Consider the following 12,980-nt stretch of genomic DNA (forward strand, 5'->3'; position numbering starts at 1 on the left):
CGCAATCGCCATCGGCCTGACTCCTCAGCTCATGGTGTTGCCGGTGCTGGTGCGGGAGCGCCTTCGCCTTCGGCTGTGGGCGTCACGCCAAACGCGATCTTCGATACGCCTGCTCGCTTCAGCACGTCGAGCGACTGCATCACTCTACCGTGTTGCACCAAGGATTCAGCACGAATCACGGCGCGCAGATCGGGTGTCTTCGCTTGCGCTTCTTTCGCGAGCGGCAAAAGGGCGTCTGCATTTGGGAGCTTCTTGCCATCGGCGACGAGATCGCCGTTCGCTCGAAGCTCCACGCTGAACACCATCTGCACTTCTTTGCCGGATGCTGCCTTGGGCAGGTCGAGCGGCATGGCCTGCGACACGATGATCTTCGCCGTCACCATGAAGATGATCAGCAAGACGAGGGTGATGTCGACGAGCGGCGTGACGTTGATCCCCTCGACCATCGCGTCGTCATTGCTCTGACTCGACATCGCCATCAGTCAGCCTCCGCGCCGTTCGAATCCGCTTTCGAATCCGACTCGTCCTTCTTCGTTTCGGCCTTCTTGCCCTTCGTTGCGGCAGCAGCCGCAGCAGGCTTCGCTTCGGCCTTCTTCACGACCGGCGCGGGAGCCGCCTCTTCTTCGTCGTGATCGCCATGCTCTTCGCCGTGCAAGTGCGACAGGAGCACGCGCGTCAGCGCTTCGGTGTTGGCTAGCGTCGACTTGATCATGCGCTGGAAGAGGTTGTTGAACGCGACCGCCGGGATGGCGACCGCGAGACCGACGGCCGTTGCGACGAGCGCTTCGGCGATGCTCGACATGACCGCTTGCGGCGCCATCGCGGCCGATGCGGCTTGCGCCATGGGTTTTTCCGCGGCCTTGCCGAGCGCATCGAATGCACCGACGACGCCGATGACCGTTCCGAACAGACCGATGAACGGCGCGTTGTTGCCCAGCGTTCCGAGGTACGCGAGGCGCCTTTCGAGCTTCATGCGTTGAAGCGCGAGCGCTCCGGCCATCGCTTCTTCCGCAGCTTTCGGCCCGCGATCGGCCTCCATGAGACCCGCCTTCACGACCGCTGCTTCCGCCGACGGCGATGCCTCCATGCGCTTCATCGCCGCTTCGACCGAGTCCCGCAAGGCAGTGCGTAGATCCCGATGAAGAACCACGACGTCATCCCGCAAGGTCCAGAAAAACCAGGCGCGTTCGAGGATGATCGCGACGCTGATCACCGACAGCCCGATCATGAGCCACATGACCCAGGCCGCGCCAAAGCCAACCATGATGCGCTGCAGCCACTCGATGAGATTCATCTTCCGGTTGTGCCTTTCAATCTCGGGCTTTTTCCACCCGGGCTCGTTGTTCTGGACTTTCGCCGAGAGCGCGCTGACGCAAGGCGTATCGCGCGCTTGGTTGTATTGCCTGACTCAGGAGGTTTGATCGGAATTTTTCTGACCCGCCGTCATCGTCGGAAACATGCCCAGGTTGCGACGTCGCATCGGCAAGGCGGCATGCCGTCGCGAGGACGGTCGTGGCGTAGCCCCCCTTCGGTAGCACAAAAGAAACCGCGAGCATGCCCGATGCATCGGGATCACTCGCTTTGAACTCGGCAACCTCCATTCGAAGTGATCGGCGAGTTCCCTCACCATGTGCCCGAAAGTCGTCGAGTCGCTTCGTGTCGGGCAGGACGGCGGTCAGCACTTCGAGTTCGAGGTCGCGCACGAGTCCTTCGGGCCAGCGCATTTTTGCGCCGAACATCGGACCTGTGGCCGATATGGCCAGTGTTGCAGCACGTGCCCGCGCATCGTCGAGCTCGGGGCCTTCGTTTGGGACCAAAAAGAGTCCACCCGAATCGTGCTTTTTCGCGAGGTCTCCGGGCAGGACCGTCGTCCACGTGCCGTCTGCGATGCGTCGATCGAGCACTTGGTTGAAGAGCATCGATTGGAGGGCCGAGAAGAGCAGGCGTTGTTCATGACGATCGCGCGGGCCGCGTTCTTTGCCTGCGAGCCACGCGAGCGCTCGGGCCGGGTTTGTCCCATCGCGACCGAATCGTTGGGGGCCAAATGAATTGGGTGCACCTTGGCGCGCGGTTTCTTCGAGTTTGTCGCGTACACGTTGCGCGTCCTCGAGAGACAAACCGCGAAGTTTGAGGTGAAACCGATTGCCGTCGAGGTGTCCGGGCTTGAGCTTGTTGTCATGACGCCGTGCGTCCAAAATCTCTACGCCTGTGAGCGACAATGTGGCGAGGATGGGTTCGACCGGAACGGCGATGGGGACGGGGATCGAGACGGTTTGGGTGGTGACGGCGTGTCTATCTTTCATGCCGGCAAACCCGACGCCGCGTTGGTCGGCGCCGAACGCGCGTGCCAGTTCGCGGACGACGTCGAGGGTGGTGCGTCCTTTTTTTCGCAGCGTGATGAAGAGGTGTTCGCCTTTTCCGCTGGCGGGGTACGCGGGGATTTCTTCGACGACGAAGTCTTCGGGCGTGGTGCGAATGGTTGCTACGGGTAGGTTCGTCGGGGCGCTCGTCATGACAGACGGCCATGGAGCATGAAAATGGCGTTGCGTAAAGGGGGCGGGCGAGCTCGACGAGGTTTGCGAAATGAAATAGGGGGGTTCGTCATTCTTGAATGACGGGGGGGGGGGGGGCGCCGCCCGCTGGGCCCCACACGAGCCATTCTCGACCCGGATTCAATCAAGGACGCGGTGGTCCTCCGCGTTCTTCTTGTACGGTGACGGCGCCGTACTTGAAGCATTGCCTGATGGATTCATAGGACGATTTGCGCGTGGGCACGACCTTCACGAAGTGGCCTCTTCGCCGCACGACTTCGGCTTTGCACTTTACAAGCTCTTCGTCGATCTCGCCCTCGGACAATTCCCTTGGAAACGTGAGGATGAGGCCGGTGAGCGGCGGAGGTTCTTCCGAATTCATAGGATCTGGCGGCGGCGCTGAAGGTTCGGCAGCGACCATCGATGATGCGGGTTCTGCGCGTGATTTCGGCGGTGGGCGAGGTGGTGGCGGCGTGCTGGTTCGATTGTCTGCTTGCGGGGCCGATGTCGAATCGGGCAGTGTCGTGGATTCCTTTGGCGGCTGAGCATTTTGCGGCCAAAAAAGCAAGATGAAGAGCAGTATGACGACACTGCCGATCACGCCGACGACTGCCTTTTCATGTCCAGACATGCACATCACCTGCTGACGGGGGCGTTCATCATACGCCAGGCTTGGAATCGTGTGCTTGTCATCTCCGTTGGAGCTTGGTTTTTGCCGAGGTTTGCGACTTCATAGCCATTTGGGGCGGAACGTGATGTCGGTTGAAACGACAATGCGCAAGGGCTGATTGGGGCGTAACGATTTTTCAACTGCTGATGGATTGTTCAGGGCTTCCGTGATATCTCGGTTTATTCTCGTTCCGGACAGGGACGCAACACACGAGGTAAATCTATGCGGGTGCACTTGATATTCGTGGCCTTCGCTGCTTTTTCGGCGATGGGTTGTACGAACATGGGGGATGATGGAGTCGATGAGTTCGACGAGGGTGAGGAAGACATTGCATCGGCGAGTCAACAGATCATAGAAGCTTGCGATTCTCTCGATTCGAACACCGCATGGTGCAACGGCTGGTCGAATGGCTGGTCGAACGGCTGGTCGAACGGCTGGTCGAACGGCTGGTCGAATGGTTGGTCGAATGGCTGGTCGAACGGCTGGTCGAACGGCTGGTCGAATGGTTGGTCGAATGGTTGGTCGAATGGCTGGTCGAACGGTTGGTCGAACGGCTGGAATTTCAGCGGCACGGGCTTTCAATATGCAGACAATGGCTCGTGCGCCCATCCCAGCTCCCAAACAGGGGGACCGCTGTCGTCCGCGTGCTCGGAAACGGTTGCCAAAGTTTGCGCGAAATTCCCGACGTGTTGCTCGACGACATGGAATAGTACCTGCGTCTCTGCGGCGATCTCGGTCGGTGACAATCACCGTGGATCGCACGCGGTGACCGAGGTCGGGGATCCGCTCAACACGAACGACAGCGCTTGCGCCGCAGCCGTCATTGCGGACGATCCGTATTGCGGGTCGACGTATTGGGACGGCGTTTGTGTCAATTCAGCGGCAGAGCTCTGTTTGACTCGGTATGTCACGCGCACAGCCGTCGACACGCGGTACATTTGGAATGGGTCCTGGCTGATTCCTCGCAAGCGTGTTATGGCGGACACCTGTGTCGAAGCCAAAATTCCCGGTTATCCGGCCTGTCCGGTGGAGGGAAGCGGGCCGGGTGGCAACGAATGTTGTATGCGATCGCTCGTGCTCAAAGGTGTCTATCGGGCGAATACGAATACCGGCGGCAAGGGCCGTATCGTCGAATGGTACAATTATTCGGACGTCTCCACGCCCAATGGGACGCAGCGTATCGAGGCTACACTCGTTCCCGATCCCTGCGTAGAGCGCGCCGACGGAACCTACGAATGCCAAGACGACCCGCACAAGCTGTGGCAAGGTGCGGGATTCAATGGGCCCGCCTATCCGGATTGCAGCGGTTCGAGCGGCCCGGTTCCGTGCAACGACACCGACTACACGGATCAAGATTCGGACAATACCGGTACGTACTACGAAATACCCTCTCGCGCGACCCTCGTCGACGCAATGACCGCGCTCATCACCACCGACGGCAGTTACCAGGTGGACTTGCGCTGGTCGCATGGTGGGCAACAGATTTTGGCCCACGATCCCGAGTTCAACAGCGCGACGCTCGAAGGATTGTGGACGTTCGAGCAGGGCACCGTGTTCTATGGCAAGTGGGCCCCCACGCAGCGCTGGATCAAGGCCAAACCGGTCTGTTATTCGGACCAGTCGACCCAAGGGCGAGCGTCTGGTGCGCTGGTCGAAAACATCCTCTATTGCTCCGAGGTCGACCCCATCAACTCCTACGCACACCTGGCCGAAGTTTTTTGGAATCCGCCCGCGGACTGGTAAAATGGAGCAGCTTTCGCTCCTTCCCATCGAGTCATTGCGCGGGTAGCAATTGCCCGGCCAGCTCTAGGATCTCCGCATTCTCGGGCACGTGACGTAACAGCCCTTCATGCCATTCCGGTTTCGTGATTTTCGCTGCGCGCATGAGCAAGCCGTCGCGCGCCTTTCCAATCATCTCAGCCGCTTCTGCTGGACGCCCATTCGCAATGAGCGCTTTCGCATGCGCCAAGCGAACCAAGGCTTCACCCTCATCGATGTTGCCGAGTGATTGAAGTAAATGGACAGATTCGATGGCTGTTTGGAGCGCCTCGATCTTCTGCGTACGCGCGAGCAAGACCGTTGACAATGCAGCCAATGCATACGCACGCGTTGTTGGAATCGTATCGACGAGCGCCACCGCACGCCTCGCCTGCTCCTCGGCAACTTCGTGATCCTCCCGCAAGAGAATCAACGCAAGGTACGTTCGCGATAGTCCCTCCATTCGGTAATCCCGTATTTTTTCATAAAGAGCAATACACTCGCTCAATACGCGACGCGCCTGCTCCATACGCCCCATTCGAGCGAGTGCCCAACCGATATTTTGCTTTGCTGCCGCAACCACCGGGGTCAAGTCAATTCGTTCGGCCGCAATGCAGGCGATCCTCAGCGTTTCTTCCGCGTCACGGTATGCCCCGATTTCCATGTACGCGTACCCCAGATTTGTTCGCATCAAGGCGGCGTTTCGATGATCGCCGGCTTCGTCGAAACCCGCGACTGCTGCGTCCGCGGAATCAAGGACCGACCCCAAGTCCCCGCCAATCATCGCCCTCGTCGCACGCGCAAAATGACACCTTGCCCTTACGAGCGGTCCCGGATCTCCGAACCTCTTTTCCGCAGCCTCCATCCGCAGCAAAATTGTTTGCGCCGCTTCGTACTTTCCCGCCAAGAACAATTGCATCGATACCGTCGCCGCCGCCGTCGCGAACGCGCTCGTCGCTCCTCCCTTGCCCGGTGGCGGATACAGCGCATCCCCCAGCGCCACGAGCGGCCCAATCTTTCCCAGTGGCCATACCGTCTCCGCCACTTCCTCCGCCGCGCGATACCACGCCGCTCCCAACGGCCTCAGCCCTTGCAATGCATCGAGCGCCGCGCGCTCGCCTTTTTCATATTCCGCTCGCCAATGATACGCCGTCGCCTCGAGCAATCGCAAAAACGCCAGCGCCTCCCCCTTCGATCCGCATTTCGCAGCACGCTCCGTTCGCATCAGCACGCCGTCCAAATCGTTCGCCTCGAGCGCCTGCTCGGCCGCGCGCGCATACGCCTCCGCCGCTCGCGCAGGCTCGCCACCCAAATCATAATGCTGCGCCAATGCAACCGCGTCACGCTCGCCCGCGTCCTGCAACCATTGCGCCGCCAATCGATGCCCGAGCGACCGATCATCGTCCGTTAGCATCCCATACGCCGCTTCACGCAAAAGCGAATGCCGAAACACGAACTCCGATTCCCCCTGTCGTGAAAACCTCGAATCACCTTGACGAACGATGATCTCGCGCTCCACCAGCCCATCCAGCGTCGCATCGAGGTCCCCGGCGTAGTCACCCAAGAGCGCCGCGATGCCCCCTTTCCAAAACGTCTCACCAAAAACGCTCGCCGCTCGAAGCCCGAGCCGCAAATGCTCCGGCAACGACTCCAATCGAGCCTGCGCCATCGCGAGCACGCTGCGCGGAAGCTCCCCAGTTTGTCCTTCCGCAACCGACCGAATCAATTCCTCGAGCGAAAACGCATTCCCCTCGGCAAGCTCCACGATCCGTTTCACGGTATCCGTAGGCACGTCCGCGCCCAGGACTGCTCGGATGAGCGTCTCACTCGCGGCCGCCGACAGTGGCTCGAGCGCAATGCGCGTCGTTTGTCGCTCGGACCAAAGGTCCGGGAACGTACGAAATACCTCGAGACGCCCCGTTGCAAAAACAAAAAATCGCCGACCCTGCGCGTTGCGAAGCGCAGCGTCGACGAACTGCACCGTCGGAAGATCGCCCCACTGAAGATCTTCGAGCACCAACATCACCGGGTGCTCTCGCGTCACCGATAACAAAAGATCCTCGAACGCACGACGCATCTGGTCCGCCATGAGCATCGGGTTCTGGCGCGCTGCTTTGAGCTGCAAGCTTCGTTCGTCCGGGAACTGAAGACCGCAAATTTCCCCAAGGAATTCAGCAATTCTGCGCGCCTCGAGCAACGCACAGTCACGCATGACGCGCATCAGCAACTTTTCACGCGCTGCATCGAGCGTGTCGCCTTCACGCACGCCGCTCGCATGACGAATCGCCTGCGCCAACATCGCAAGCGGCGAACCCTGCCGAATCGGATCACCTCGCGCGATCCACACCTCCGCCCGCCCCGTAATCCGCGAAAGCAGCTCGTGACGCACACGCGACTTGCCCGAACCTGCCGGCCCCGTCACCACATACGCGCGCCCCGACGAATCGCGCACGCACGTCGTGAAATCCGCTTCGAGCGCATCGAGCTCCGCATCGCGTCCGACACACGGCGTCGGTTTGCCCAGGAGCAGCCGCGCCTCGTCGAGCGCTCCGCGTTCGCCCACGAGCACCGCAGAGTCACCGTCACGCTCGATGCGAAACCGCAGCTCGAGCAGCGCCTTCGTCGCTTCGTCGATACGAATTCCTCCATGCGCATCGCCTTCGAGCGACAGCAACACGGCCGCATTTTCAATCGCTTCCCCCGTCGGCAACGCATCCGTCACGACCGCTCGTCCCGTCGCAAGCGTGATGCGCCCAGGACCCAGCTCGGCGCGCAGCGCCAACGCGCACTTCGCCGCGCGTGCCGCCAAGTCCGTCGCTTCGCCACCTCCCGTGATCACCGCCGCGATCGACCCATCGATAAGCACTTCGATACGCGCCGCGTACTCGGCTGCGATGCGCACGAGCCCCGACGGCCCGGCTGACGTTGCCGCCATCGTCGCTTGATCCGCAGCAAGGCTCAGCCGCGGGCTGCTCTCCGCGAGAACCACGCACACGAGGCGGTTTTCCAGCGCCGTCAGCGATGCCGGCGGCCGGCTCAGCGCGGGACCTCGTTCACCACGACTCGGTTCGAGCGACATCGAGCGCAGTTCCGCTGCGACAAACCCCGCATCCGAAGGCCGGTGGTTGCGGTCCTTCTCCAGCATGCGACCGAGCAAGCTCGACAGCGCATCCGGCAGCTCGGGCAGGATCGCCCCGAGCTTCGGAGGCTCCTCGAACAGGATCTTCGCCATGATCGCGACGGAGCTGTTGCCGGTCCACGGCGGGTGACCCACGAGGCACTCGAACAGCACGCAGCCCAAAGCGAAGATGTCGATGCGCTGATCCACCGGCGCTCCGCGGATCTGTTCGGGCGCCATGTACGCCGGTGTTCCGATGATCACGCCAGCTTGCGTCAGGTGCGTCGCTTCGTTCGCAACGCGTGCAACGCCGAAGTCCACGAGCCGCGGATGACTCGGCTGCCCGTGCTGCAAGTACACGTTGTTCGGCTTGATGTCCCTGTGCACGATCCCGCGTGCGTGCGCCGCTGCGAGCGCATCGGCGACGTTCGACGCGAGAGCCACCGCTTCGTGAGGCGCGAGCGGCCCGCGTGCGAGGCGTTCACCGAGGTCTTCGCCATCGAGCCATTCCATCGCGAGGTACGGTTCGCCGCTCGGGGTTTGCCCGTGGCCGACATGCCGTACGATCCCTGCATGCGACAAGCCGGCAAGAATCTGCGCTTCCCGCAGAAACCGGTTGACCACGTCGCCGCTCGTCACGTGAAGGCGCTTCAGCGCCACCAGTTCCCCGGTCGCACGATCGAGCGCTTGATCGACCACGCCCATCCCCCCGGACGCAATATGCGCTCGAACTTCGTAACGATCGTCGACGACTTCCACCTATCGCACCTCGCCGGCGCATGTAGTATCTTCGCCTCGGGTTGCTTGGTAAAGCATCTCCACGAAAGAGTGCTGCGTGGGTGAACTCATGGACGACATAGCGCTGGCGAATACCGTCGCAATCAACGCCACGGTGGACCTTGCTACGGCGGAGCTTGGACCTGGAGAAAAGGTCGGGCAGTACGTCATCAGCTCACTATGTTCTCGTGGCGGGTTTGGCACTGTTTATCGGGCAACAGGTCCGTCCGGTGAAACCGTTGCGATCAAGCTCCTTCATCGCACGCTCGCTACGTCCCCGACGACCCTGCGAAGGTTCCAGCAGGAAGTCGAGCTCGTTCGAAGCTTGAAGCATCCGCGTATCGTGGAAATGATAGATGTCGGCAATACGGCCGATGGTCGTCCCTACGTCGTCATGGAATGGCTCGAAGGCTGTACGCTCGAGGGCCTATTGTCATCCGAAGGCGCAATATCACCGGCGCGAGCGCTTTCGATCATGGAAAAGCTTTGTGATGCGCTGTCCGTCGTGCATGCCGCGGGCATCGTCCATCGCGATTTGAAGGGCGCCAACGTCATGGTCCTCGGCGCAGATGGCCCCGACGCACGTGTCAAATTGCTCGATTTCGGTGTCGCAAAGCTCCTCGAACAAGATTCGGGATTGACCGCGGTGGGAGCTCGCATTGGAACGCCGAGTCACATGGCGCCAGAACAAATCCTCGGACAACGCGTTGGTCCCGAGACGGACGTTTATGCGCTCGGTGTGATGCTCTTTGCAATGCTCACGGGCCGATTGCCATTTCAAGCACCCACGTCGGTCGAGGTCGAAGCATTGCATATCAGTGCGCGTCCACCGAAGCCCTCGGACGTCGGTAACGTTCCCGAAAGTGTCAGTGAAGTCGTTCAGCGGTGTTTGGCGAAAAAACCATTTCAACGTTATTGCTGCGTCGAAGACTTGATTGCAGACCTGCGCGAGGCCGTGACGACGGCTGGTTCCGATCCGAGCGCCCTGCGTTCGGGCCGTTCGCGCGCCGTGGGCGTGTACGTTGCAGTCGACCCAGCCGTTTCGAATGTGCGCGCGGCGCTCGATGACGTGCGCGCCAAATTGACCGCTGCAGGGTTCGAAGTTGCATTGGAGGACGACGACGAGCGATGGGTGCTCGGCGTCATTGGCCTGCCAGGTTCGCACATGGCCGAACGCGATGCGCGCACCCGCGCCATGGAAACGGCGCTCGCCATTGTCGAGCCGACCAAACCGAATGGTACGCTACGTGCCGTGGTTCACGCAGCACCCGTCGTGACGTTGCTCGTCGAAGGAGCGCTCCAGCTCGTCGGCGGCGACCTGCTTTCTCCAGAAGTTTGGGCGACCAAAGGAGCATTTGGGTGCGTCGAGGTCACGCCGGACGTGCTCGCGGGCGTTCGCGCCGAAATCACCACGGTCACCGCGTCTCGCCCGGGGCTCACCGCCATCCAAGGTTTGAAGCGTGAAGGCCCACGCATCTTGGGTTGACCGCCTTACATCCACGCACGCGCCGTTGTCGTTCATGACCAACGCGCCACTTGCACTCCTCACCTCTTCTTGTGGTATCGTCGCCTCGTAAAACCCTCCGAGCGCGAAGTGTCGCGCCCGAGAGCCGCATTCTTTGCAGACGACGGTGATTTTCGACCACGAGAACTGAGCAGGGCGGATGAAAACGCAAGATGGCAAACGTCGCGCGTGGTTGGGCGGGCTCTTGCTCGGCGCGTTGTCATTTGCTGCAATCCTCATTACGATGCTCGATGCTCACGCGCCCCTCGTGAAGGACGTCGCCGGTGGGCTCGACATTGCCGGCATGCCTCGGCCCCCGTCGCTCGAGTATCCCCTTGGCACGGATTCTCTCGGTCGCTGCATTGCGTCGCGTTTGGCGCATGGAGTGTCGCTTACGCTGCTCGTGGCTGGAAGTGGCACTGCATTGGCTGTTGGTGTGGGCGTTCTCGTTGGATTCGTTGCTGGGTTCGTTGGAGGGCGCACAGACACGCTGCTCATGCGCCTCACCGATGCGGTGTTGTCGTTTCCGCTTCTATTGCTTGGCGTTGCTGCGGCGGCGGCGCTTCGAGGTCGAGCGGCGGGCATTGTGCCTGCCATTGTCGTGCTTGGATTCGTGGGTTGGCCGAGCATAACGCGTGTCGTGCGAGCGCGCGTGCGCGTTCTTCGGCAGGAGGCGTATGTCGAGGCGGCTCGCGCGCTGGGTGCGAAATCCATGCGTATTGCGTGGCGTCACGTATTTCCGGGCCTGGTCGGGCAAATCATCGTTCTTGCGGCATTGGCCGTTCCGCAGATGATCGTCGCAGAATCCACGTTATCGTTTCTTGGCTTGGGCGCGCCTGCTCCGCTACCTGCGTGGGGTCGAATGCTCGCCGAAGGGCAAGCTCATTTGCGGACGGCTCCTTGGATCACGCTCGGTCCTGGCGCAGCGCTCATTCTCTTGTCGCTTGGATTTGGTCTCCTTGGTGAGGGACTTCGAGACGTTTTGCGAACGGAGTCTTCCTCGTGAAAACGTGGCTCCGTTTTTTGCTTGGCCGCATGGCTGGAGCGGTCATCGTCGTATGGATCGTCGTATCGGCCGTTTTTGCATTGGCGTACGTGCTCCCTGCCGATCCGGCGCGCGCGGCCGTGGGTCCGCACGCCGATGTGGCCACGATTGAGCGCGTGCGTGTGCAGCTTTGTTTGGACAAGCCATTTCTTACACAATATGGCTGTCACGTTGGGCGCCTGGCCAAGCTCGATTTTGGAATGTCCTTTCGCTCGGGCCGTCCGGTATCGAAGATTTTGGCGGAGCGAATCGGTCCCACGGCGCTGCTTGCGTTCACGGCGCTCGGGCTGATGTTATGCATTGCGGCGCCCCTTGCGATGATTGGTACGCGGAGTCGGCGCAAGCATTTCGATCGCGTCGCCATGGTCGCGACGTGGATTCTTCAAGGCGTCCCGCCGTTTGTCTTGGGACCGCTGCTAGCCATTCTGTTTTCGTATCGTCTGGGGCTTTTGCCTGCGAGCGGCGCGGGCGAATTCGGCGTCGATCGTTTCGAGCACTTGATCTTGCCTGCCTTTACTTTGGCCCTTGGGGGCATTGCCACGTATGCGCGACTGCTCCAGGGCGAGTTATCGCGTTCGCTTGCTGCGCCGCACGTGCGCGTGGCTCTTGCCAAAGGCGCATCCGATGCTCGAGCGCTCGTGAATCACGCATTGCCGCTTGCCGTGGGGCCCATCATTGCCATTGCGGGCGTGGACCTTGGCGTGCTTTTGGGTGGAGCTGCGATTACGGAATATGTTTTCGGTTGGCCCGGTCTTGGTCACGAAGCCGTGATGGGGGTCCTCGAGCTCGACTTGCCCGTCGTATTGGGTGTCGTGCTCGTGACGGCCATTGCGGTCGTGCTCGCGAATCTCATTGCGGACATCGTGCATGCGATCATCGACCCGCGCGTGCGCCCGAGGTGAAGCTGCTCGTCATTTGCATAGGTAGGAGGTCGTCATGCCGAGGAAGAAAGGTGCTCCGCCCATGGGGGAGCTGGAAAGTATCTTGACGCCGGAGGAAATCAGGCTCCTTCGGGAGGGTTATGCAGCCGACACCGCGTGCCTCGCGAATGACTCGCAAGCCCACTACGATGGCATGTACCCTGGGGGAGCAAGAGCATTCGATGCATTCGTCCAGTCGGTCTACGTTCACGGCAATCCGAAGGCCCCGCCGACCACCGGCATCAGCGGGAAAGACCGCGAGCGCGTAGTCATTGCGCTTCTTGCGTCGCAATCGAATACGTACTTTCTCGCCATTCACTTTTATTGGGGGCTCGTCGAGGGGCTCAGCGTCAATGATATGTGTCAAACACTGCTGCTCGTTGGCGGCTACAATGGATATTCGCTCTATACGAATGGCTTGACCGTTCTTGGCGAGACGCTCATGGCGCTCCGAGGCGTGGCGAATGAAGGGATTGCCGTGACGCCTCAAGCTGCGCTGGCGGCGATTCGAGCGGCATTTTCGACGTGAATTGCGTGCGCTCGGCGCGGATCTTCGAATCAATGGGGGCGTTTGGCCCCCACGCATGCCCATGAGGAACGAGATGCCTCGCGCTCACGACAGCTCGCGTGCTGCGAGCATTCGTGCTAGCGTCGCCC

The 12,980-nt window shown here is 61.1% G+C and carries 11 protein-coding genes; 5 read left to right on the forward strand and 6 right to left on the reverse strand.

Annotated elements, in window-relative coordinates; all coding sequences use genetic code 11:
- Window positions 1-29 precede the first annotated feature (29 nt).
- From IPM54_00790 to IPM54_00810, 5 genes are all read right to left on the reverse strand, one after another.
- Window positions 30-479 carry a biopolymer transporter ExbD gene (locus tag IPM54_00790; GenBank protein ID MBK9258353.1) on the reverse strand — a complete coding sequence of 150 codons (450 nt, stop codon included), beginning with the start codon at window positions 477-479 and terminating at the stop codon, window positions 30-32.
- Entirely contained in the window at window positions 479-1,294 is an 816-nt protein-coding gene (locus tag IPM54_00795) for a MotA/TolQ/ExbB proton channel family protein (GenBank protein ID MBK9258354.1), read from the reverse strand. Before IPM54_00795 ends, IPM54_00790 begins: the two co-directional genes overlap by 1 nt.
- A 16-nt stretch (window positions 1,295-1,310) precedes the next feature.
- Window positions 1,311-2,513, reverse strand: coding sequence for a tRNA pseudouridine(13) synthase TruD (locus IPM54_00800; protein MBK9258355.1), 1,203 nt, complete (start codon window positions 2,511-2,513; stop codon window positions 1,311-1,313).
- Between the two features lie 163 nt (window positions 2,514-2,676).
- Complete coding sequence (locus IPM54_00805) at window positions 2,677-3,162, reverse strand: hypothetical protein (protein MBK9258356.1); 486 nt, start codon at window positions 3,160-3,162, stop codon at window positions 2,677-2,679.
- A gap of 380 nt (window positions 3,163-3,542) precedes the next feature.
- On the reverse strand, window positions 3,543-3,773 hold the full coding sequence (locus tag IPM54_00810; protein MBK9258357.1) for a PT domain-containing protein: 231 nt from the start codon (window positions 3,771-3,773) through the stop codon (window positions 3,543-3,545).
- Window positions 3,774-3,966: 193 nt separating this feature from the next.
- Between IPM54_00810 and IPM54_00815 the strand changes: the two genes are divergently transcribed.
- Window positions 3,967-4,944, forward strand: a complete 978-nt coding sequence (locus IPM54_00815) for a hypothetical protein (protein MBK9258358.1) — start codon at window positions 3,967-3,969, stop codon at window positions 4,942-4,944.
- 31 nt (window positions 4,945-4,975) lie between these two features.
- On the opposite strand, the gene IPM54_00820 is transcribed toward IPM54_00815, so the two are convergent.
- Window positions 4,976-8,836: a protein kinase gene (locus IPM54_00820; protein MBK9258359.1), complete on the reverse strand. Its 3,861-nt coding sequence runs from the start codon at window positions 8,834-8,836 to the stop codon at window positions 4,976-4,978.
- 88 nt (window positions 8,837-8,924) lie between these two features.
- Here IPM54_00820 and IPM54_00825 point away from each other — a divergent pair, with 88 nt between their 5' ends.
- The 4 genes from IPM54_00825 to IPM54_00840 all read left to right on the forward strand — a co-directional run bounded on the left by IPM54_00825 (window position 8,925) and on the right by IPM54_00840 (window position 12,852).
- The gene (locus IPM54_00825) at window positions 8,925-10,340 is read left to right on the forward strand and encodes a serine/threonine protein kinase (GenBank protein ID MBK9258360.1); all 1,416 of its coding nucleotides are present in this window, start codon (window positions 8,925-8,927) and stop codon (window positions 10,338-10,340) included.
- Between the two features lie 178 nt (window positions 10,341-10,518).
- Window positions 10,519-11,364, forward strand: coding sequence for an ABC transporter permease (locus IPM54_00830; protein ID MBK9258361.1), 846 nt, complete (start codon window positions 10,519-10,521; stop codon window positions 11,362-11,364).
- On the forward strand, window positions 11,361-12,305 hold the full coding sequence (locus IPM54_00835) for an ABC transporter permease (GenBank protein MBK9258362.1): 945 nt from the start codon (window positions 11,361-11,363) through the stop codon (window positions 12,303-12,305). Before IPM54_00830 ends, IPM54_00835 begins: the two co-directional genes overlap by 4 nt.
- Before the next feature lie 34 nt (window positions 12,306-12,339).
- Complete coding sequence (locus tag IPM54_00840; GenBank protein ID MBK9258363.1) at window positions 12,340-12,852, forward strand: hypothetical protein; 513 nt, start codon at window positions 12,340-12,342, stop codon at window positions 12,850-12,852.
- The last annotated feature ends 128 nt before the right edge of the window (window positions 12,853-12,980 follow it).

The organism is Polyangiaceae bacterium (assembly GCA_016715885.1).
Classification (GTDB): domain Bacteria; phylum Myxococcota_A; class Polyangia; order Polyangiales; family Polyangiaceae; genus Polyangium.